Here is a 21,930-nt window from a genome sequence, read left to right as displayed (position 1 = left end):
TTTAGCATTTATCCCGATCTTTCTTTTTATCTTTATCACGGTTCATAAATGGCAGTTCATAAAGTTTTCCGGAATTTATATCACCAAACTCCATACCGAATTCTACATTGCCCGAGCCATTTTGGCGGTCTTTTTTTCGTGGTTTATTATGATCCACTTAGGCTCTTCCCTCTCTCCCATGCTTGGAGTTGCGGTTAGCCATTTTCATGGGAGTCTCTCCCTGGCTGAATTCTGCTGAAAACTCTGATTCCTGAAGGTTCTTCTTAGGCGTTTTGCTGTATTTTTCAACGGCATTATACTCAGCTTTTCGTTTGGCCATCCCAATCTCCTCCTGAATTATAATTCATAGTGTTAAATCCATTTTCAGGTTTAACACAGCTTTATTTTTAGTAAAAAACACGGTTTCATCCCTATCTGAGTCTTCCTTATTTTACAATCATAAATTTTGCTGCGGTGCAGAAAATAAAGTAAAAAGGAATGAGCGATATGACTAATAAAAAGAAGAAAGGTAACAAAAGCATTGGCATTGATGAGACACTGCCACATCAAATAGAAGCACCGAGCTTTAAAGACACAGGCATGAAACTTCAGCCTCCTTTCAAGAATTCTTTTGGCGTAACCATTGGGGACAGTTATTATTCTTCGGACAGTTCACCGCTGGAAAACTGGAGCGATGAAACAGATCCTGCGGTGATGGCAGGTGAGGATTGGATTCATCCGACAAATGATATTGGCTGGAATACATCTGAAAACAAAGAACTCCTTGAAAGCAAAAAGCCGCCTCAAGGATACCCATTCATGCATCCTACTAAAGATGTCAGCCGCGGGACGGATTAATAAGAAAAGCCCAAGCTTATACGCAATGGGCTTAGAGACGGAAAAAAGCAGTCCGGAATAGTCTTCCGGGCTGCTTTTTCAGCCAATAATAACGCGCTCTTTAGGATAATGAAAATTAGGCTGTTTTTCTTTGCCGCCTATAATAAATAAGAAGGACGTTAATCCAATTCTTCCAATAAACATTAAGGCCATTATGATACATTTCCCGATCATTGATAATTCAGGTGTGATTCCTAACGATAGACCCGTAGTACCAAAAGCTGAACAAACCTCGAAAATTATTTCTATTAGCTCCATCTGCTTCTCTGTAATGCTTAAAATGACAACAGAGAGAAAACACATTCCAATAGCAAGCAATGTGATAGCAAGGGACTTCAGAATATCATCTTCATGAATTTCTCTTTTAAATATTTTTATATCCCGATTTCCTTTGGCAAAGTGATATATAAAAAGGATATTCACCGCAAAGGTAGTCGTCCTGATGCCCCCTCCGACAGAACTCGGGGACGCCCCGATGAACATCAATATACTCATTATGATGAGGGTAGGCATTGTAAACTCATTTACATCCATGGTTGATAGTCCGCCGCTCCTGGTCGTGGCGGATTGGAAGAATGCATAAAAGAAGCTTTCATGCCAGTTCATGCCTTTAAAATATTGATTGAATTCCATGATGAGTAATATAACCGTACCAAACACAAGAAGGGCGGCATACGTCACAGTCGTCAATTTTGCAAATAAGGAGAAGCGAAAAGATGGTTCCTGATCCCATTTATTCCGAAATAAATATTGCTTTAATTCAATAAGTACAGGAAAACCTATAGCTCCTAACGTAATCAGAATAATATTGATCAGCTGCACGAAATAATCGCCGGCATATGGTTTAAGAGAGGCTCCTGTTATATCCATGCCTCCGTTGGTTGTTGCACTGACAGAGGCGAACAGCGCATGCAGAAATGCATCATCCCATGCAGGGTAATATTTTAGAAAATGAAAACCCAATATGAGCGCACCTAGCGTTTCAATTACCAATATTATTTTAATGATTTCTTTCACTAAATTGACAAGGCCTGACAAGGCATATTGATTATGATCGACCATGATGAGGCGGCGTCCTCTTAATCCAATCTTGCGGCCAAGCAGGAGCCAAAAGAATGTGCCTAGCGCCATGATCCCTATTCCTCCAAACTGAAGGATGAACATGATGACAAAATAACCAAAAACACTGTATGTTTCTGATATATCAACCACAGACAGACCGGTCACACTGACTGCACTGACAGCTGTGAAAACCGTATCAATAAATGCAACCTCCACTCCTGTTTTATGTACAGCCGGTATTCTTAATAAAAGTACCGATACAGATACTGCCAATAAATAATAACCGGATATTACTTGGGCAGGTGTTAGTTTATCCAGCCAACTTCTTACGTCTTTCCACATATCATACCTGTCCCCTTCAAAATTTTTCTAACCCTTATCATAATGAATATACCCGGTTTTTAAAAGGGATATTAGAAAATTCGCAGGAAGTTTTTTATTTATATATAATAAAGTCAAAAAATCAAAGGGAGATTTGACATGTTGTTGCCTGACCTGGCTGAAAAAATAATAGCTGAAGTTCGTCTGTTTCTTCAGGAAGATATCATAGTTGCCAATACCAGCGGGGTAATCATAGCAAGTACAGATGCAGACAGAATAGGCAGTTTTCATGAAGGAGCACTTCTTAGCATGAAAAATAAAGAAAAGCTGATTATTACCAGGGAGGATCAGTCACGCCTTCAGGGTGTAAAAGCGGGCATTAACCTGCCGATCTTTTTTAACGGAGAAACAGTTGGAGTTATTGGCATAACCGGAAATCCCAATAAAATTTCCCCATTCGCAGAAATCATCCGCAAACTAACAGAGTTATTTATCAGTGAAAGTTACTTTGCAGAGCAGCTCGATTGGCAGGCCCGTGCACTGGAAGGTTTTATGTTCGACTGGCTGCAGACCAAAGATTGGGATCCTGCATTCAAAGAACGGGCTCATCTGCTGAAAATAAATCTGGCTGTAGACAGACAGGTTTCAATCGCAGAATTCAGGCAAAATAGCCAACTGCTTCATCGGGATTTATGGAATAGAATTTTATCCTGGAAAGAAGCAGGTCCGCATGACATTCTGATTCGCTGGGGCAATGATCGAATTGTGCTTTTAGCCGGGGTATCTTCAGCAAAAAAAGAAAATAGGATAAGAGAAAGGGTCACCCGCTTCCATCGTTTTCTTGAAAATCTTCTAGCTGCTGAAGTAAGCATTGGCACCGGTAAACCATTGCCCCCCTACAGCCTTTCTGATTCATTTATGCAGGCGGAGCGAGCTTTAAAAATCGCAAAAGACCGAGGCACCATCATATTTGATCAGGATTTAACCATTGAAATGATATTTGATGATCTGTCTCCAGAAACTAAAAAGGACTTTATAGAAAGAACGATCGGCACATTCATGAATGAACAGGATCTTATGATAACCCTTCAGGAACTGTTCAGGCAAAATCACTCCTTGAAAAATACTGCTGAAGCCTTGCATATACATATTAACACCCTTCATTACAGACTCAAGAAAATATCAGATCTTTCCGGGCTATATACATCTAATTTGAATGATTTAATGAAACTTTTCATAGCGGTAAAACTTTTGGATGAAGGTACAAAAAATAATTAAAATACACATCAATATTTGTATTGTTAACCATAGCAGGGAGTTCCCTGCTTTTTTTATACTTAAAGAAATAGATAAGGCCAGCTTCATAAAGGAGAGGATCCATTTGGTTGATATTCAAATAAAAGAAAAATTAATTGCCGTTGTCGGAGCTGATAATTATGATGACTCCAAAGCAGGGTGTCTTGCTTATTCATATGACGCAACACCAAATTTCCAATCGATGCCCGATGCAGTGATCAGTCCGCGAAATGCTCAGGAAGTTTCGAGTATCCTCAAGATTTGCAGCAGCTCAGGAATTCCAATCGTACCAAGGGGATCAGGAACCAATTTATGTGCAGGAACCTGCCCTACAGAAGGCGGGATTGTTCTCCTGTTTAAGCATATGAATAAAATCATTGAAATTGATGAAGAAAATCTTACGGTTACTGTACAGCCCGGTGTCATCACGCTTGACTTGATTAACCAGGTTGAAGCAAGAGGGCTTTTTTATCCACCTGATCCAAGTTCGATGAAAATAAGCACAATCGGAGGAAACATCAATGAAAATTCAGGCGGACTGCGCGGACTGAAATATGGAGTTACAAGGGACTATGTGATGGGGCTGGAAGCTGTACTTGCGGGCGGAGACATCATTAGAACGGGCGGCAAGCTTGCGAAAGACGTGGCAGGATATGATTTTACCAGACTGCTGGTTGGATCTGAAGGAACATTGGGAATTATTACGGAAGCAACATTAAAACTAATCCCGCTTCCAGAGTCAAAAAAGACAATGCTCGCTCTGTATCAGGATCTTGAACAAGCTGCAAAATCAGTCTCAAAAATCATCGCAGACAAAATCATCCCCGCCACCCTTGAATTTTTAGATCAGCCTACATTAAAGGCAGTTGAGGATTTTGCACAAATTGGATTGCCAACAGATGTCCAAGCTATACTCCTTATTGAACAGGATGGTCCGATTGAGGTTGCAGAAAAGGATATGCAGAAAATGGCAGAAATCTGCAAAAAACATGGGGCTGTATCTGTACAGCTCGCAAATTCTGAAATGGAAGCAGAAGCCTTGCGGACTGCAAGACGTGCCGCATTATCGGCTCTTGCACGCCTTAAGCCGACAACCATTCTTGAAGATGCCACAGTACCAAGATCTGAAATTGCTAACATGGTAAAAGCAATTAATGAAATTTCCAAGAAATACGAACTTGCCATCTGTACGTTTGGCCATGCCGGTGATGGAAACCTGCACCCGACCTGCCCCGCAGATGCCCGGGATAGTGATGAAATGGAACGGGTTGAAAAAGCTTTTGAAGAGATATTTATCAAGGCGATTGAACTTGGCGGGACAATAACAGGCGAACATGGAGTAGGGGTCATGAAAGCTCCATATCTTGAACTAAAACTGGGCAAGGCAGGGATTGATGCAATGAAAGCAGTTAAGTCTGCATTAGACCCCAATAACATTCTTAATCCTGGCAAAGTTTTTGCCAAGGATAACAGAAAACGAGTGGTGGTTACCCAATGACAACATTAAAAGAACAAACAATCATTCAGGAAGAATTTAAGAACCGAATGGATGAAGATGAGATGCTGAATTGCATGCGCTGCGGCTTCTGCCTCCCTTCCTGCCCCACTTATGTCGAGTCAGGCTTTAAAGAAACTCACTCCCCAAGGGGAAGAATCGCTTTAATGAAAGCTGTTGCTGACGGAATAATTGAACCGGATGAAGATGTAGAGAGATCTCTTAATCTTTGCCTGGGCTGCCGTGCATGCGAGCCTGTTTGTCCTTCAGGAGTAAAATATGGCCACTTGCTGGAAGAAGCGAGGGATATTATTAATCAGAATAAGAAACACTCGCTTCCGGTCAAAGCTGTTCGCAGTTTGGTCTTTAATGGGCTTTTCCCCCACCAGGACAGAATGAGGGCAGCTGCCGGCCTATTAGGCTTTTATCAGCGTTCAGGTCTGCAATCGGCCGCCAGAAAAACAGGAATGCTGAATTGGCTTCCAAAAAACCTCACGGCCATGGAAAAGGTACTTCCTCAAGTGCCAAAACTAAAAGAAATGAAAAATAGGCCATCCTATCTCTCAGCAGATAAACCTGTAAAAAAAGCCGCGTTTTTTACTGGATGTTTAATGGATACGATGTTCCTGGAAACCAATAATGCGACAATAAAACTTCTGCAGCTTGCAGGATGTGAAATCCATATTCCTCAAAATCAAGCCTGCTGCGGCGCTCTTCATGGCCATAGCGGCGAAAAACAGGGAGCCAAAAACTTGGCAAAGCGGAACATAGAGGCTTTTGAGAAACTGGACGCAGACTATATCATAACAAATGCAGGCGGATGCGGAGCATTCCTTATTGACTATGACCATCTTCTTAAAGATGACCGGGAATGGCATGAAAGAGCTGTAAAGTTTTCACAAAAACTCAAAGATATCAGCGAAATTCTATACGATCTTGACTTTCACCAAAAAGTTAATCTTGTGCTTCCAGGGAAGATCATAACCTACCAGGATTCCTGTCATTTGCGAAATGTCATGAAAACCTCAACAGCCCCGCGCACCCTTCTGAATTCAATTAAGGGCATCGAATTCAGGGAAATGAAGGATGCAGACAGATGCTGCGGTTCTGCCGGTATTTATAATATTGTTGAGTCTGAAATGTCTATGCAAATACTTGATCAAAAAATGATCCAGGCCAAGTCGGCAGATGCGGCAGTAATTGTAACCTCTAATCCGGGATGTCTTTTGCAAATGAAGCTGGGGATAGAACGGGAAGGTTTATCCGGAAACGTAAAGGCTGTTCATATCGCAGATATTCTTCTGGAAGCTGCTGTTGATAAAGAAAAGTAAAGAAACTGCTTATGCCGAAATATTTCCACTTATGAAACTCCCTTTTTAATTCATACTACAAATACAGAGGGAAAATAAACTCTGTAAGACCAATAAAAAGGAGTTGAATACAATGGCAAGAAGCAGCAATAAGCTTTTAGTTCCTGGGATTGAACAATACATGGACCAGGTTAAATATGAAATTGCCCAGGAATTTGGTGTTCAATTAGGCTCTGATACTGTATCCCGGGCTAACGGATCTGTAGGCGGAGAAATTACTAAGCGATTAGTTCAGCAAGCCCAGGCACAAATGTCCGGTCAAAATAATAAATAACAACTTCATATAATGGAAAAAGTCCGGAGCTGTCTCCGGACTTTATTCTTATCGATTTCCTCTTTCATGGTGTTTTCCCTGTTTATTTCCGCTTGAATTATTGCGATTGTCCCTATCTTTATGGTTTCTCTCAGGACCATTCCCGCCTTTGTTTTTCCCATTTTCTTTTTCTTTGGGATTTCTCTCGGGGTTATTTCTTTTTTCATTAGCTTTATTATTTTTTTTTTCGCTTGGATGATTTTGATGTTTTTGGGCTTTTACGTTATTTCCTTGATCTTTCTTTTCTTTATTATCGTGCCCTCTTCCAGGATTATTTCCTTTGTAATTACCGCTGTTATTTTGCTGGTTCTCAGATTTCTTTATTTGCCCTGGAACAGCAGGCTGTTCTTTATTATCTTCTGCTTTCTCCTGCTTTTTTAATTGGCTTTGCGTATTTTCTTCCGGCTTTTGCGGAGGATGAATTTCTTTATCTGTCTGTTTAACCGGATTCGCAGGTTCAGGTTTTTCTTTCTTGTCAGCGTCAGCTTTTAATTTATTTTCTTTATATAATCCAGGTGAGAGCCCTTTTTCTATAGCAGCTTCTCTTTCCTCTTCACTTGCTTCCAGTAAAGTTACTTCAAGCTGCTCTTTTTGTGCAGCCTGTTTAATATCTGCCAGTTCCTCCTGAATGCGCTTATCCGCTTCTTTACTCTGTTCTGTATAAACGGCAGCAATGACTACCTCTTTGTTTTCCTTAAAATAGCCCTGTTTCTTTATCTGAAGAAGAATTTTGTCAGCTACCTCATGAATACTGTTTTTTTTCCAGTCCTTGATGTTTTGGATGATGAATTCTCCTTCTTCATTATAAGGCACGAGTTCTACTACCTGATATTTTTGATTGACCCCTAATTCAATACTCGGATTAACGTCTATTGACATATAGGCATACACTTCATCGTTTTGCAGGAACGGCAAAAAAGAAACGATTGCGAGCATTAGTGCAAAAGCTGCTGCCATTAATCCTTTTCCTTTAAATAGATTAAAAATAGTTAAAGGCGATGACTTTTTTCCGTTTTTCAGTTCTATTGGGAAGAATTCAATTTCCTGGCCAAGTGCATATGCCCCATCTTGATTTCGAGCACGCAGAAATTCTCCTTCCGGGGTTAATAGTGTTAAAAAACGTTCGTTTATTTCCATGATAATTCCTGTTTTCACGTTTCCAACACCCCTTTGATATAATCCTTCAGAAAGACATAATCACCCGTTAATATTAGTGAAATGGCAATTATATATTTCCTGTTTCTCTCTATTGTTTTTCTGCTTAAGGATACATAGCTCTCCAGCTGCTTTATCGGCAGCTTTTTTTTATCATAAAGAATATTTTTGAGTTCATCATTTTCAACCAGAATTTTGGCTACAGTCATCGCATTTTTTCGTGCATCAGCATGTTTTGGAGACTGCTCGATCAAATCGCTGAAAGTAAGGTCGAACTCCTGAAGAATCTGTGTAAACTGGAGGATTTCTTCTTTTCTCAGTTCCTCATCCGTTTTTTTCCTGAAGTCTTCAATGGACAATTCGTCTTCAATCGCCGAACCTGTATCATCATCATCCAGATTAGAGCCTCCATTAAAACTAAGATTCTGAAATTTGGATTGCTTGCGGATATAATCAATAACCCGCCTTTTAATCAGCACTTCCGAAAAACTGATCAATGAACTCCCTTTATCAGGACTGTACTTTTGAATGGCTTCATTAAATGCGATGAGACCAATGCTGAATTCATCATCTGATTCATGTATGTATCTCTTGCAGACTGATGATACTGTTTTAGCAATAAACGGCTTATATGACTCAATTAGCTCATTATTTAATGCTGTATCTCCATGCTGTATTAACTCTACCGTTTCTTCGAGCGTTCTTTTACGCTTCTTCGCCATAAACAATAAACTTAGCAATAGCCCCACCTCTTTTCAAAACACATTATATCATACGGTGTCCAGATTATTTTTTTTAGGGTGGTTTTATTTGCTAAGGAAATGTAAGCCTCGAAGTGCTTTACTTTCCAGCTAAAATCAGTTGTCTTTATTCTCTTTGCCTTGACCTTTTGCTGCTTCAGCTTTCTCTTTTCCTTTGCCGGCATGTCTCTTTGCTTCTGCCTGCTTTTCTTGAATCTTCTTTACCTGCTGTTCTTTTGCTGCTTTCCCAGCTGCCTCACGTGCTTCTTTTTCAGCTTGTTTAGCTGCTTCGCGTGCTCCCTTTTCTGCTTTTCTAGCTTCTTCACGTGCCGCCTTTGCTTCCGCTCTCTTTTGGGCTTCTATAACTTTTGCCTCTTCATGAGCTTTTTTATTCTCAGCTTTAGCTGCATCTTTTGCTTCTTTAGACACCTTCACGGAAACTTCAGGTAACACATTTGTCTCTTCAGGAGCTGATTTATCAATCTTTTTCTCCGGATTTTCTGCTGTTTCAGTTCCAGAAGAAGCATCTTCAGATTTAATCGGTGCAGGCGCAATTTCTGCAGCTTGCCCAGATTCCTTTTCATCTATCACTTGTTCAGACCATTTTTCAGAGAACTTAGCAATGTTTTTTTGCATCGCTAAAATGGCAGGATGATTTTCATCGAATCTTTCTGAAAACTTAGCAAAATTTGCCTGAAGGGCAATGATATTCTGTGCAAGGGCTTCTTTTACTTCATCTTCAGGTTCCTTTTCCAACGTGCCATTATCAGAAATATCCACATTGTCTGCAGGGTCTTCAGCAGGATCAGCATCTTCAGCTAATTCGCTTTCGCTAATTAGATTACCGTTGTCCTCCTCACCTGGTTTTGATTTTTCTTGGTCTTCATTCGCTTCATCAACGATGGTATCAGCGTTTTCCATCTGTTCCAGTGCTTTTTCTATTGCTTCTAAAGCTTCTTCTTCTTTTCCTTCAGCCAAAAGTGCTTCTGCTTCAGCCATGCGCTCTGCTGCATATCCTGCAAGCAATTTTGCATCTTTAATGTCATCAAAAGTTAAAGCAAGCTTCACTTTTTCCAATGCAAGCTTTGCAAAGTAGAAGAAGCTTCCAGGCAATAGAGATGGGGCTTCTGATTCATTTTCATCAAGCTTTTCTTTAGCATTTTCAGTGGATTCAGCTGACAGATCATTTTTTATTTCAACTGTTTCAAAATCTGCATCTTCCTTGTTTTCATTCGCAAAAGCTGTTGCGGCTGAAAATGTGAATGTTCCTGCAATCACTAGCGCTAGTGCGCTTTTTGCGATTTTATTCATTTCTTTGCTGGATAAAAATTTCAATGATTTCACCTCAGAATTTAATTAAAGCGGCCGCTTGTTCATTACAACTGTACGGAATCATGAAAGAGATTTTTGGGGGTTAATAAAAAATTTTATTTTTATAAAAGAAAAAAAGCTTTAACAATCACTAAATTGATTAGTGTGCCAAAGCTTTTTTCATTAATAAAATCATGTGCCATCTTAACTTTGCACCGGGTGCTTTCTCCATTTCAAAATAATCCATCTGATCAATAGACCGGTTAATACACCCGGAATAACAAAAAGCATGGGAAGAAAGACCGGCCCAAAAAAGACTCCAAATAATTTCAGCTTAGTTGAGTACATAAGTCCTACTGTCACAAAATAGGCACTAAACACAAAGGGAAGGAAAGATAATTCTTCATTTTCGGGCATAGCAGTACGATATGCATCCCACATCGCAAACATGTAAAGACAGGGGTAAAACATGAGCCACTGATAATTAAGGACATGAACCGCTTTATCAATTTCTCCCATAAAACTGAGCATGATGGCTGAATTAAAATGGCTGTATACATTAATGATAAATTCAAGCGCGACAAATAATGTTCCCTTCCACAGCTGCCCCATTAATAATTGGCTAAAACCAGGCAATGCAATACTCCAAAAAACTGCTTCTAGTTTACTGAGTTTTTTCATTTCATTACCACCAGCTACAAGTCGATACTTTTATTGTGCTCTGATTATTGGCCAATTATCAAAAGAATTTTCCAGATATTTTCCTGAAACCCCATTAAAATAATGAATTCAATTTTGACACAAGCATGCCAAAAGGCCCCTTCTAATAGAAGGAGCCCGCATACGTTTAGGTATTTTCATCCCTGTTGTGTTCTTTTTTTTCATTATTATCTTCTTTTACAATTTTTAATAACTCTTCAAGCATGCCAGCCATATCATCTCTGCTGTAGGATCTTTCTTCAGGGGATTGTAGCTGATTTTTGTCGTCTGCACCTTTATTGTGATTCCAGTCTTCCCCCACTCTCTCTTCAAGCAGGTAAGCTGGCACTAAATGGCCATCCGGTGTTGCATACATTTTATTTAACCGCCTTGTATCCTTGTCAAAGAAACTATATACAACAGGTATCACAAATAGAGTCAGGAACGTACTGCTGATCAGCCCGCCTATCAGAGCAATCCCCATAGGCTGGTTAATTTCAGTTCCTTCTCCTATTCCGAGGGCAAGAGGAACTAGCCCTAGTATAGTTGTTAGAGCTGTCATAAGTATTGGCCTTGCACGGTCCTTAACTGAAATGATTATCGCATCGTAGGTCCTAAGGCTATTCTCTTTCTTTTGATTTATATAATCGACTATGACTATTGCATTATTAACGACAATTCCTGCCAGCACAATAATCCCGATAATTGCAGTTAAGCTGATAGGTGTTTGGGTTGCAGTAAGAGCAATTGCCACCCCTATCACCATGAGAGGCACAGTAAACATGATAACTAACGGATACTTCAGCGACTCAAATTGTGCTGCCATGACAAGGTAAATAAAGATGATTGCCAGTACAAAGGCCAGAATCAGGTCATCAATGGATGATTCCAGCAGCTCCCTGTCACCGCTAAAAACAATCTCCGTTTCATCCGGCAAATCCAGATCAGCAATTTCTTTATCCACTTCTTTTGACATGGCACCCATGTTTGTTGAAGACTTGTACTTTAATGTAAATTGGACAGCATCCTGCTGATTGATTCGCTGAATATTGACCGGTCCTTCTCCGCGTTCTATTTTCGTTACGTCACTGAGAGAAGTATAATTTCCATCAGGCTTTTTTATAAGCAATTTTTTTAAATTATCTATATCCTGTGTGACTTTTCTGTCGTACTCAACAAAGACACCATATATATTTGATTCTTCATCTATCATTTGTGTTGCCCGATTGCCCCTTGTTACATCATTTACTGCCATGGCCACCTGGGCAGGAGCCAGGCCGTGCTCAAGCGCCTTTTCACGGTCCACAGTAATTTGAATTTCTTCAACGGTATCCATAAGGTCAGTCGATAATTCTGTTACATCATCCAAGTCCTTCAATGAATTATAGATTTTATCTACATTATCCGTTAAGCGGTTTGGATCTGTATCTCTTACACTGAAAGTCAGTGTATTCGGAGCTGTACCGGATGAAGATTGCATGTTAAATGAGAGTTCGGCAGTTTCATTAACCTTTGTTGCAGCATTTTCCAGATCCTTTTTGACATCATCGGCAAATTCAAATGTTGATCTTTCCCGCTGATCAAGCCCTTTCATTTTGATATACAATTCAGCGATATTGGCATTCTTCGAGCCCCGGAAGGATCCTTCCTGTGTAGTTCCAATGAGGCTTACATATGTATCTACCTCTTCTTCATCCTTTAATTCTTCCTCTAGAGCAGATATAACCTTTTCTGTTTCTGAAAGTGCAGTGCCGTTTTCAAGCTCCATACGCACCGTAAAGAAGCCTTCATCTGCATTCGGAAGAAATTGTGTGCCTACTGTGGTCATTCCAAAGCTGCCCGCTGCCAATAACAGCATGGTAATCGCTATTACCACAGCACGATTCCGCAAAGACCATTTAATTGATTTTTCAAGTGAACGCATTAAGCCTGATTCCTGCCGTTTTGTCTCAATGTTTGTTTTTGGAGACTTCAGCAGTCTGCTCGCCAGCATTGGCACAACTGTCAGTGCAACAATTAGAGATGCAAATAGGCTAAAGGAAATGGTCAGGGCAAACTCCTTAAACAATTCACCGATGATTCCAGTTATAAATACTACAGGGAGGAATACAGCGACAGTCGTCAGTGTTGAAGCAGTAATCGCACCTCCTACTTCTTTAGCTCCATCGCTGGCAGCCGTTTTAGAATCTTTCCCCATTGATAAATGGCGGTAAATATTTTCAATAACTACGATGGAATTATCCACCAGCATTCCAATTCCAAGCGCCAATCCGCCGAGTGTCATAATATTTAAGGTGAAATCTGAAAAATACATTAAAACAAAGGTAAAAATAACAGAATAGGGAATAGAGATGCCAATAATAAGCGGGCTTTTAACATTTTTCAAAAAGAAAAATAGCACAATCATGGCAAAAGCACCGCCAAGAATCAGTGAATTGGAAATATTCCCTATTGCAAGGTTTATGTAATCTCCCTGGTCAAAAAGAATTTCTGATTCAATATTTTCAAATTGTTCTTTCTCAAGAAGATCATCCAATTGTTGTATGAACTGATTTGAAACTTCTGCCGTATTAGCATCTGATTGCTGCAGGACACTCAGTAAGACGGATGGAGACTGGTTTGTGCGCGTGATGGTTCGATCATCCTGGCTGGCCAGCTGAACCTTTGAGATATCTTCAAGGCTTACTTTATCGCCAGTTGCAGGGTCAACTGTTACGGTAAGTTTTTTAAGCGTATTTAGGGAATCAATGGAACTAATGATCCTGGTTGTCAGCTCTTTTCCCTCAGTCAAAACCGGATCACCTGGCATTGAAATATTATTGGATTCAATTACATCCACAACATCAGCCTGGCTTAGTTTGAAATCTCTTAGTTTTTCCTGATCAAGTTCCACCCTTACTTCCTTAATAGCTGTTCCGGAGAGATTTACGCTTGCTACTCCTTCAACTTTGGTCAGCTCCAGATTCAGTTGTTCTGCAAGCCTTCTTAATGCTTCAGGCTCCTCATCTGCACTGAGGGATAATTGTATGATCGGAAACTGGGCAGGATCAAACTTCATAAAGCGGGGTTTATCAGCTTCATCAGGAAGCTGTGTCTGGTCCAGCCTTTGAATAACCTCACTTTGTATTTCATCTATATCTGTAGTCCAGGAAAATTGCATCAGAATGAAGTTTGCGCTCTCTTGAGAGGTGGAGGTTAGGGTTTTAATCCCCGGCAATGTTGCCAGATTTTCCTCGAGCGGCTTTGTTACTTTTTCCACCACTTCATCAGGACTTGCTCCTGGATATGAAGTTACTACTACTCCTACAGGAGGATTCAGATCGGGTATGAGTTTTAATGGAATATTCAAGAGGGAGACAACCCCTAAAATAAGCACTAAGAACATCGTAACCAATGTAAAGATTGGCCTTTTGATTGAAAAATCACTTATTCGCACACATTCTGCTCCTTTCAAAGTCAGTAATTAAATGACGCTGCAATGATTGGTTAAAATACATTTTAACTATATTAAAGCAGCAATCACTATGCAAGAAATCAATGTGCTGTTAAATGGGGATAAAGAACCTTATATTTGACTTTAAAGAGGTTCTATCATTCAAAATTCGAAATAATAAGGTTCTTTGCCCACAGAAAAAAAGCAGCATTACACAGCTGCTTTTTTCTCAATTTTTTCGATTTTTATACCAGTGAATCCATAGATAAGAGTAATAACCGGACTTAGTATACAGAAGAAAGCAAACGGCAGGTAAGCTGATGTTTCCACTCCCAGTACACCTGTTAGAAAAACTCCGCAAACACTCCACGGGACTAACGGATTTACCACGGTGCCGGCATCCTCAAGAATCCTCGAAAGATTCTTCGGGTGCAGTCCGGCTTTTTCAAAAGGTTCCGTGAAAGCATTCCCAGTTAAGAGAATCGACAGATACTGTTCACCAAGCAGGAAGTTAATCCCGATTGCTGTTCCTGCTGCTGCCGCCACCAGAGCGGACACACGATTCAATACTCCTTTGATGCCTTCAAGCAAAGCTGGAAGAATGCCAAGCTTTAAGAATAAACCACCCATAGAAAGTGCAAGCAATACCAAAGAAATAGAAAACATCATGCTTTCCATGCCGCCTCTTGATAATAGTGCGTCAACTTCCTCTGAACCACTTTTTGAGGCATATCCCGAATACAGCAATGACATCATTCTTTCGAATGCGAAGCTGTTTTGAACAAAAATGGCTAAGATTAATGCCGATAAAATTCCGGCAGACAGCGTGATGATAGCTGATACTCTTTTAATGGCCATAATAGTCAAAATGACAAATGGAATTAGGGAGTACCAATGTACCAGCCCCTCATCCAGCAGAGTTGTTTTCAGCTGGGCAATCTTTGAAAAATCAGACGCTGCCTCGCCTGGTGACAGCACAGCAAAGATTGCCAAAGAAATGATAAACGAAGGAATCGTTGTCCATGCCATAGTCTTAATATGCTCAAATAAATCCACCTTAACTGTCGATGATGCCAGGTTTGTTGTATCTGACAACGGAGACATTTTATCTCCAAAAAATGCGCCGGATATAACCGCACCTGCAGTAATCGCATCCGATAGACCCAAAGCAGAGCTGACTCCCATAAAGGCCACTCCTAATGTAGCAGCCGTCGTAAGTGAGCTTCCAATGCTCATGCCAATCACAGATGCTACCACAAACACAATGGCATAAAAGAACTTTCCATTAACAGCTTCCAGAGCCAGATAAATAAATGTAGGAATGGTTCCGCTTGCCATCCAGCTGCTTATCAGCATGCCGATTAAAAAGAAAATGAAAATCGCCCCTAATCCAGACTGGGCACCTTCAATCAGCCCTTTTTCCAGCTGTGTAATGGATACTTTTTTTATTAAACCATAAGCAATTAACCCCATTATCGCGAAAACAACCGGAATATGTGGCACTGCCCCTGCGAAAATAATAGAATAGCTAATCCCGCCAAGGATTATTAAAGTTACAATAAGCGCCTCCAGCGGCTTCAAATTCAATGCTGCATGTTCCTGATGCATAATGTATTCCTCCTAAAAAATATCAGAGTTCGGGAGCAAACAAAAAAGCCCTCTCGCCTATAGGGACGAAGGAGCTCCGCGGTACCACCCTAATTGATAAGCCATTTCTGCTTACCCGCTTAAAAAGAATGTCCTGTTGAGATGCAGTTGTATTTCGACCAATTGCTGCCTGGATTTTCATCACCCATCCAGTTTCTATCTGCTGCCGGCAACTGCTCTACTTTCTTCTGCGGACAAAGTCTATATTTTAATCGAGATTGAACTTCCCGCTTTTTAACTTAAACGCTTTTTAGCACTAAAGCATGTGTGTTAATACTATATTATCTATTGATGAATATGTCAATAGGATTGACATAGGAATATAAAGGAATTAAGGCAAGAGAAGAGAGGCTCTGTCATTTACGGGGACCAACAGCAAAAACGGCCCCTAAAAGAGGCCGCATGATTATTCTGAGTCCATCGGATTATATAGTTTTACATCCGGATTTTTTTCCTGGAACCATCGGAGTGCAAAGTCATTTTCAAATAGAAAAACGTTTTTGTCGTAACGGTCTTTAACCAGGAGACTTCTTCCACTGGAAAGATTTTCGTTGACCTCATTGCCTTCTACCCAGCGGGCAATTTTTGAGCCTTGTCTTTCCATATAAACTTCTGTATTATATTCATTTTTCATTCGGTGTTCAAAAACTTCAAATTGCAGCTGCCCCACCGCTCCGAGAAGGTATTCTTCCATTTTAACTGTTTTAAACAGCTGAATGGCGCCTTCCTGCACCAGCTGCTGGATGCCCTTATGAAAATGTTTTTGCTTCATGACATTTTTTGCAGTTACTTTTACAAATAGCTCAGGTGTAAATTGAGGAAGACGTTCATATTGGAAATTATTTTTCCCAGCGGTTAACGTATCGCCAATCTGGTAGGTTCCCGGGTCATAAATTCCGATGATATCACCGCTTACTGCAGAATCGACTGTACTTCTGTCATCAGCCATGAATTGTGTGGACTGAGCAAGCTTGATGGACTTGCCGATTCTTGGTATATTCACAGCCATGCCACGTTCAAATTGGCCTGAACAAATTCTCAAAAATGCTATCCGGTCGCGATGAGCAGGATTCATATTTGCCTGGATTTTAAATATGAAGCCAGAAAATTCTTCTGACAGCGGATCAATTTCCCCTGCTGTAGAATTCCGAGGCTGCGGCGGCGGTGCAAATTGAAGATATGACTCGAGAAATGTCTGTACGCCAAAGTTGGTCAGCGCGCTTCCAAAAAATACAGGAGTCAGTTCACCCTTTGCAATTCTCTCTCTTGAAAACTCATTGCCCGCTTCATTTAACAGCATAATTTCTTCAAGAGTCTGATCATATAGCCCAGTATCCTTAATAGAGTGGTTTCCCTCTATTTCGCCCTCCTCATTCAGGGAAATAAAGCGGTCCTCTTCTTCTACTCTGAATTGCTCAATTCGATTATTAAACCGATCATAAATTCCGAGGAATTCTTTTCCCATCCCGATTGGCCAGTTCATTGGATATGATTCAATTCCCATGACCTCTTCTAATTCTGCAAGGAGCTCAAGCGGTGCCTTCCCCTGGCGATCAAGCTTATTCATAAAAGTAAAAATCGGAATTCCTCTCATGCGGCAGACCTTGAATAATTTAAGTGTCTGCTCCTCGATGCCTTTCGCTGAGTCAATGATCATAACAGCACTATCAACGGCTGTCAGCGTACGATACGTGTCTTCACTGAAATCCTGGTGACCAGGAGTATCTAGAATATTAACGCGTGCACCATCATATTCAAACTGCATCACACTGGAGGTAACAGAAATTCCGCGCTGCTTTTCAATTTCCATCCAGTCGCTTGTCGCATACTTGCCTGTTTTCTTCCCTTTAACTGTACCAGCGTCACGAATGGCACCCCCGAATAACAGGAGTTTTTCAGTCAGCGTCGTTTTACCGGCATCCGGGTGGGAAATGATTGCAAAGGTGCGGCGGGATAAAACTTCTTCTTTAAAATTTTTGGACATTTTCGTTCCTCACTTACTTGTATGAAAATTTTGTTAAAAAGCAATCAATGTGTCACTTAAGTATTGCAATACCTTCAATTTTATCGCTCCAAAGTAAAGTTTGCAACGCATTTTAAGATTGCATATTTCTTTTTATAAAACTTTTTCAGGCTTATAATAGTGAAACTAAATATAAAAAAGGAGGTTAATAATGGACACAATTACTCATACATTATTCGGATTGGGCCTTTTCGGTGCAGTCGACAAACGGAATATGGATAAAAATTCCAAGAGAGCGTATTTGCTTACTGCTGTCGGGGCAAGCCAAATTCCGGATATTGATGTAATCTCCCGCTTATGGGATACAGAAGGACTTTACCAGATGTGGCACAGAGGCATTACCCATTCAGTTTTCCTCACTCCGGTCTGGGCCCTGCTGTTTCTTCTCCTGTCCTTCCTGCTCTTCAAAGTAAAGGATAAGAAGCTTTTTCTGCTGGGATGGCTTGCAGTTTTCATACATAATACAAGCGATTTATTTAATGCTTGGGGCACGGGTTATTTGGAGCCATTTTCAAATATGAGGATTACATTTGGCACGATTCCTATTGTTGATTTAGTGTTTTGGACCACCCTGGGAATTGCTTACATTTTTTCAAGAAGAAACAAGCTAAAATCGCCTTATTACTTTAAAATGGCATGGGCCTTTATGTTTCTTCATGTGATGATCCAAAGCACACAGGGATTTATTATTTATAAGCAGTATAATGATCAATATGATCAAGTTGCCCTGTCGGCAGACTTTATTCCATGGACCTTTTCAGTCATTGCCAAAAAAGAGGATGAAGTAACCATCTTTAATGATAACCTTTTTAAGAAAGAGGAAACCCAATATGTGCTTCAATCAAGAGAAACTGCCGATTTAGATAAATTGTTTTCTCAGCGGCCTGAAGCTAGGACCCTATATGAATGGTCCCCATTTGTCGTCCTGGTTGATGATGATGAAAGGCTTGGCCTCTATGACCCCCGGTTTTACAGAAACGGTCAGTCTTTTCTGTTTGAATATATTGAGAAAAATACGGAAAGATGAGCATCTTGCTCATCTTTTTCTATTTTCCCCATACATGCTGCATGCATAGAATTTTTTCATTAATTTATTTCTTTTGCACATAATACAACTATTGAGCTTTTATAGGCTGTTTCAATAGGGAATAGGAGTACTGCCAGAACCCTTCCTCAAGCATTCTACAAGGGAAAATTACATAGTTAAGAGGTGTAAATATGAATTTTATTTGGGGAATATTCGGTATCATTGTCGTTTTAGGAATCGCTTTCCTGCTCTCAAGCAATAGAAGGGCAATCAGTTTAAGAACTGTTGCAGGAGGGCTTGCTATTCAGCTGATTTTCGCCTTTCTCGTTTTAAAGTGGGAAGGCGGCAGAAAAGGATTAGAATGGCTCACAATGAAGGTAAACGATATCATCAATTACGCTAATCAGGGAATAAACTTTTTATTTGGCGGCCTTTTTACAGATGAATCTGGAATCACCTTCGTTTTCGCACTTCAGGTTCTGCCTGTGGTAATCTTTTTTTCATCATTGATTTCTGTTCTCTATTATTTAAGGATTATGCAGTTTTTCATAAAGATCCTGGGCGGAGGGCTGTCAAAGCTTCTCGGAACCAGAAAAGCTGAGTCCATGTCGGCAGCAGCAAATATTTTCGTGGGCCAAACAGAGGCTCCTCTTGTTGTCCGGCCTTATATTGCCAATATGACAAAATCTGAGTTATTTGCTGTTATGACCGGCGGCCTTGCTTCTGTGGCAGGATCTGTTTTAATCGGATATTCCCTTTTGGGAGTGCCTCTCGAATATCTCCTGGCCGCAAGCTTTATGGCTGCACCCGCAGGTTTGATACTGGCCAAAGTCATGCTTCCTGAAACGGAGGATAAAGAAGAGCCTAAAGAATTTGATATGGAAGTGGATAGCGATTCTGCCAATGTCATTGATGCGGCCGCAAAAGGAGCAAGTGTCGGGCTGGAACTGGCTTTGAATATCGGGGCCATGCTTCTTGCCTTTATTGCTCTGGTTGCTTTGATTAACGGTCTTCTCGGATGGGTTGGAGGATTATTTGGCCTCGAAGGATTAACGCTCGAAACCATTCTGGGTTATGTTTTCTCACCGCTTGCATTTGCAATTGGCGTTCCATGGTCAGAAGCTGTGCAGGCCGGAAATTATATTGGCCAGAAATTAATTTTGAATGAATTTGTTGCTTATTCAGCTTTTGCACCCGATATTCCAAATTTATCTGATAAAACGGTTGCAATCGTCAGCTTCGCCCTTTGCGGATTTGCCAATATTTCTTCATTGGGCATTCTGCTTGGAGGACTTGGGGGATTGGCACCAAACCGCAGACAGGACATTGCACGGCTTGGACTGAAGGCAGTTGCAGCGGGTGCCCTAGCATCTATGTTAAGTGCTGCCATAGCTGGAATGCTGTTTTAAAAAAATCCTCCCGTTAACAGCGGGAGGATTTTATTTTTATTTCTTTAAATAGTAGATAACGGATTCATATGGCCTTAAGTTAATGGTCTGTGCTGCCGAAGGTGAATGATTGTAATTGGACAGTAAGGTCTCCTCTTTATATTCATCTGCTTGAATATGTTCAGGAATGATAAATGAAGTTTCTTTCCCATAGAAATTATTCACAACCAGAAGCTTTTCATTATCACCATTTCGAACATAAGCAAACACATCAGGATGATCCTCAGAAATCAGTTCATAGTCTCCATAAGTGATAATATCATACTGCTTGCGAAGCTGGATCAGCTTTTTATAATGATAAAAAATAGAATTCCCGTCTTTCAATGCTCTTTCGGCATTTATTTCACTGTAATTTGATGCAATATTAATCCAAGGCGTCCCATCTGTGAAACCTGCATTTGCAGAACCATCCCATTGAACTGGCGTCCGGGAGTTGTCGCGTGATTTGCTTTTAAGAATATTAATTATTTCTTCTTCAGTCATTCCTTTTTCCTTAAGGATATTATAAACGTTCAATGATTCTACATCTCTGTAGTCTTCAATGCTATCAAAGCCCGGGTTTGTCATGCCAAACTCTTCACCCTGATAAATATAAGGGGTACCTTGCATCATATGAATAACTGTCGCCAGCATCTTAGCAGATTCGCGATGATATTTTCGGTCATCACCATATCTTGACACAACACGGGGCTGATCGTGATTACACCAGAATAAAGCATTCCAGCCCCTTCCTTTGTGCATTTCAGTCTGCCACTTGGATAAAATCTGCTTTAACGCTCCAAAATCAAATTCAGCGAGTGCCCATTTCTCCCCATTAGGGTAATCCACTTTCAAATGATGAAAGTTGAAAGTCATGCTCAACTCTTCCCTCTCAGGATTGGAATACTTTATACAATGATCAATGGATGTGGAGGACATTTCGCCAACTGTCATACTATCGTATTTTGAAAATACATTTTCATTCATTTCATGCAAAAATTCGTGCACACGAGGTCCGTCTGTATAGAATTTTCTGCCGTCGCCTGGAGGCACAGACCCGTCGTCATCGGGAAACTGCTGGTCTTTAGAAATCAGATTGATTACATCAAGTCTAAAGCCATCTACACCTTTTTCAAACCAGAATTCCATCATGTCATACACTTTTCGGCGAAGCTCTTCATTTTCCCAATTTAGATCCGCCTGTGAGACATCAAATAGATGGAGATAGTATTGGCCGGTTGCTTCATCATATTGCCATGCATTCCCTCCGAATTTAGATTCCCAGTTTGTCGGTTCGCTTCCATCGTCCTTAGGATCTTTCCAGATATAAAAATCGCGGTATGGATTGTCTTTTGATTTTTTTGCTTCCTGGAACCAATGATGTTCAGTGGAGGTATGGTTTACTACTATATCCATAATGATTTTTATTTCCCGGCTATGAGCCTCTTCAAGAAGCTTTTCAAAGTCAGCTAAAGTTCCGTATTCTTCGTGAATGCTGAAATAGTCACTAATGTCATATCCGTTGTCGCGCTGCGGAGATTTATAGATTGGCGTCAGCCATACGACGTCCACACCTAATTCTTTTAAATAATCAAGCTTGGCAATAATTCCAGGAATGTCTCCAACCCCATTTCCTGTCGTATCGTTAAAGCTTTTCGGATAAATTTGATATACTGCTGAATTTTTCCACCATGGTTGTTTCATTAGAATCACACCTGTTTTAGTTTTTTATAAA

Annotated in this window: 18 protein-coding genes; 7 read left to right on the top strand and 11 right to left on the bottom strand. The window is 40.5% G+C overall.

All coding sequences use genetic code 11. The annotated features are described in order from the left end of the window. Nucleotide 1 precedes the first annotated feature (1 nt). Together JI665_RS02085 and JI665_RS02080 are read right to left on the bottom strand one after the other, a co-directional pair. Nucleotides 2-157 (bottom strand): hypothetical protein, encoded by a 156-nt coding sequence (locus JI665_RS02085; protein WP_206835652.1) that lies wholly within the window; start codon nucleotides 155-157, stop codon nucleotides 2-4. Next, nucleotides 158-319 carry a hypothetical protein gene (locus tag JI665_RS02080; protein WP_206835650.1) on the bottom strand — a complete coding sequence of 54 codons (162 nt, stop codon included), beginning with the start codon at nucleotides 317-319 and terminating at the stop codon, nucleotides 158-160. 167 nt (nucleotides 320-486) lie between these two features. On the opposite strand from JI665_RS02080, the gene JI665_RS02075 reads away from it, so the two are divergent. Then, nucleotides 487-837 (top strand): DUF3905 domain-containing protein, encoded by a 351-nt coding sequence (locus JI665_RS02075; RefSeq protein ID WP_206835648.1) that lies wholly within the window; start codon nucleotides 487-489, stop codon nucleotides 835-837. Between the two features lie 78 nt (nucleotides 838-915). Here the strand turns inward: JI665_RS02075 and JI665_RS02070 are convergent, their stop codons facing one another. Next, entirely contained in the window at nucleotides 916-2,280 is a 1,365-nt protein-coding gene (locus JI665_RS02070; protein WP_206835647.1) for a TrkH family potassium uptake protein, read from the bottom strand. A 138-nt stretch (nucleotides 2,281-2,418) separates the two neighbouring features. Between JI665_RS02070 and JI665_RS02065 the strand changes: the two genes are divergently transcribed. From JI665_RS02065 to JI665_RS02050, 4 genes are all read left to right on the top strand, one after another. Then, complete coding sequence (locus JI665_RS02065) at nucleotides 2,419-3,537, top strand: CdaR family transcriptional regulator (RefSeq protein WP_206835645.1); 1,119 nt, start codon at nucleotides 2,419-2,421, stop codon at nucleotides 3,535-3,537. A gap of 103 nt (nucleotides 3,538-3,640) precedes the next feature. Further along, a complete protein-coding gene (glcD, locus tag JI665_RS02060; RefSeq protein WP_206835642.1) occupies nucleotides 3,641-5,053 on the top strand; it encodes a glycolate oxidase subunit GlcD in 1,413 nt (470 codons plus the stop codon). Next, a complete protein-coding gene (locus JI665_RS02055; RefSeq protein ID WP_206835640.1) occupies nucleotides 5,050-6,381 on the top strand; it encodes a (Fe-S)-binding protein in 1,332 nt (443 codons plus the stop codon). The genes glcD and JI665_RS02055 overlap by 4 nt, the downstream gene beginning before the upstream one ends. A 112-nt stretch (nucleotides 6,382-6,493) precedes the next feature. Beyond that, nucleotides 6,494-6,694: an alpha/beta-type small acid-soluble spore protein gene (locus JI665_RS02050; protein WP_206835637.1), complete on the top strand. Its 201-nt coding sequence runs from the start codon at nucleotides 6,494-6,496 to the stop codon at nucleotides 6,692-6,694. 48 nt (nucleotides 6,695-6,742) lie between these two features. On the opposite strand, the gene JI665_RS02045 is transcribed toward JI665_RS02050, so the two are convergent. From JI665_RS02045 to JI665_RS02015, 7 genes are all read right to left on the bottom strand, one after another. Next, the gene (locus JI665_RS02045; RefSeq protein WP_206835634.1) at nucleotides 6,743-7,888 is read right to left on the bottom strand and encodes an anti-sigma-I factor RsgI family protein; all 1,146 of its coding nucleotides are present in this window, start codon (nucleotides 7,886-7,888) and stop codon (nucleotides 6,743-6,745) included. After that, nucleotides 7,885-8,628, bottom strand: coding sequence for an RNA polymerase sigma factor SigI (sigI, locus tag JI665_RS02040; RefSeq protein WP_206835630.1), 744 nt, complete (start codon nucleotides 8,626-8,628; stop codon nucleotides 7,885-7,887). Before sigI ends, JI665_RS02045 begins: the two co-directional genes overlap by 4 nt. Nucleotides 8,629-8,745: 117 nt before the next feature. Beyond that, nucleotides 8,746-9,972, bottom strand: a complete 1,227-nt coding sequence (locus JI665_RS02035; protein ID WP_312886126.1) for a DUF5667 domain-containing protein — start codon at nucleotides 9,970-9,972, stop codon at nucleotides 8,746-8,748. 171 nt (nucleotides 9,973-10,143) lie between these two features. Continuing rightward, nucleotides 10,144-10,620 carry a hypothetical protein gene (locus tag JI665_RS02030; RefSeq protein WP_206835624.1) on the bottom strand — a complete coding sequence of 159 codons (477 nt, stop codon included), beginning with the start codon at nucleotides 10,618-10,620 and terminating at the stop codon, nucleotides 10,144-10,146. A gap of 166 nt (nucleotides 10,621-10,786) precedes the next feature. Then, nucleotides 10,787-14,074, bottom strand: coding sequence for an efflux RND transporter permease subunit (locus tag JI665_RS02025; RefSeq protein ID WP_206835622.1), 3,288 nt, complete (start codon nucleotides 14,072-14,074; stop codon nucleotides 10,787-10,789). 207 nt (nucleotides 14,075-14,281) lie between these two features. Further along, nucleotides 14,282-15,679, bottom strand: coding sequence for a Na+/H+ antiporter NhaC (gene nhaC / locus JI665_RS02020; protein ID WP_206835620.1), 1,398 nt, complete (start codon nucleotides 15,677-15,679; stop codon nucleotides 14,282-14,284). Nucleotides 15,680-16,124: 445 nt separating this feature from the next. After that, on the bottom strand, nucleotides 16,125-17,702 hold the full coding sequence (locus tag JI665_RS02015; protein WP_206835617.1) for a peptide chain release factor 3: 1,578 nt from the start codon (nucleotides 17,700-17,702) through the stop codon (nucleotides 16,125-16,127). A 190-nt stretch (nucleotides 17,703-17,892) separates the two neighbouring features. Here JI665_RS02015 and JI665_RS02010 point away from each other — a divergent pair, with 190 nt between their 5' ends. Both JI665_RS02010 and JI665_RS02005 read left to right on the top strand, forming a co-directional pair. After that, a complete protein-coding gene (locus JI665_RS02010) occupies nucleotides 17,893-18,768 on the top strand; it encodes a metal-dependent hydrolase (protein WP_206835615.1) in 876 nt (291 codons plus the stop codon). 191 nt (nucleotides 18,769-18,959) lie between these two features. Further along, a complete protein-coding gene (locus JI665_RS02005; protein WP_206835610.1) occupies nucleotides 18,960-20,177 on the top strand; it encodes a NupC/NupG family nucleoside CNT transporter in 1,218 nt (405 codons plus the stop codon). Between the two features lie 36 nt (nucleotides 20,178-20,213). Here the strand turns inward: JI665_RS02005 and treC are convergent, their stop codons facing one another. Further along, the gene (gene treC / locus JI665_RS02000) at nucleotides 20,214-21,899 is read right to left on the bottom strand and encodes an alpha,alpha-phosphotrehalase (protein ID WP_206835608.1); all 1,686 of its coding nucleotides are present in this window, start codon (nucleotides 21,897-21,899) and stop codon (nucleotides 20,214-20,216) included. Nucleotides 21,900-21,930 lie beyond the last annotated feature (31 nt).

This window comes from Bacillus sp. NTK034, from assembly GCF_017303275.1.
Lineage (GTDB): Bacteria > Bacillota > Bacilli > Bacillales > Cytobacillaceae > Cytobacillus.
Note: the sequence above shows the minus strand (reverse complement) of the source record. Positions and strands in the feature narration are given on the sequence as shown.

What these genes read in the sequence shown, in the direction of transcription:
- JI665_RS02065 (WP_206835645.1), top strand. Translation starts at nt 2,419, where the DNA reads ATGTTGTTGCCTGACCTGGCTGAAAAAATAATAGCTGAAGTTCGTCTG.
- JI665_RS02010 (WP_206835615.1), top strand. Translation starts at nt 17,893, where the DNA reads ATGGACACAATTACTCATACATTATTCGGATTGGGCCTTTTCGGTGCA.
- nhaC (WP_206835620.1), bottom strand. Translation starts at nt 15,679, where the DNA reads ATGCATCAGGAACATGCAGCATTGAATTTGAAGCCGCTGGAGGCGCTT.
- JI665_RS02075 (WP_206835648.1), top strand. Translation starts at nt 487, where the DNA reads ATGACTAATAAAAAGAAGAAAGGTAACAAAAGCATTGGCATTGATGAG.
- JI665_RS02080 (WP_206835650.1), bottom strand. Translation starts at nt 319, where the DNA reads ATGGCCAAACGAAAAGCTGAGTATAATGCCGTTGAAAAATACAGCAAA.
- JI665_RS02050 (WP_206835637.1), top strand. Translation starts at nt 6,494, where the DNA reads ATGGCAAGAAGCAGCAATAAGCTTTTAGTTCCTGGGATTGAACAATAC.
- JI665_RS02070 (WP_206835647.1), bottom strand. Translation starts at nt 2,280, where the DNA reads ATGTGGAAAGACGTAAGAAGTTGGCTGGATAAACTAACACCTGCCCAA.
- JI665_RS02015 (WP_206835617.1), bottom strand. Translation starts at nt 17,702, where the DNA reads ATGTCCAAAAATTTTAAAGAAGAAGTTTTATCCCGCCGCACCTTTGCA.
- JI665_RS02005 (WP_206835610.1), top strand. Translation starts at nt 18,960, where the DNA reads ATGAATTTTATTTGGGGAATATTCGGTATCATTGTCGTTTTAGGAATC.
- JI665_RS02055 (WP_206835640.1), top strand. Translation starts at nt 5,050, where the DNA reads ATGACAACATTAAAAGAACAAACAATCATTCAGGAAGAATTTAAGAAC.
- JI665_RS02030 (WP_206835624.1), bottom strand. Translation starts at nt 10,620, where the DNA reads ATGAAAAAACTCAGTAAACTAGAAGCAGTTTTTTGGAGTATTGCATTG.
- treC (WP_206835608.1), bottom strand. Translation starts at nt 21,899, where the DNA reads ATGAAACAACCATGGTGGAAAAATTCAGCAGTATATCAAATTTATCCG.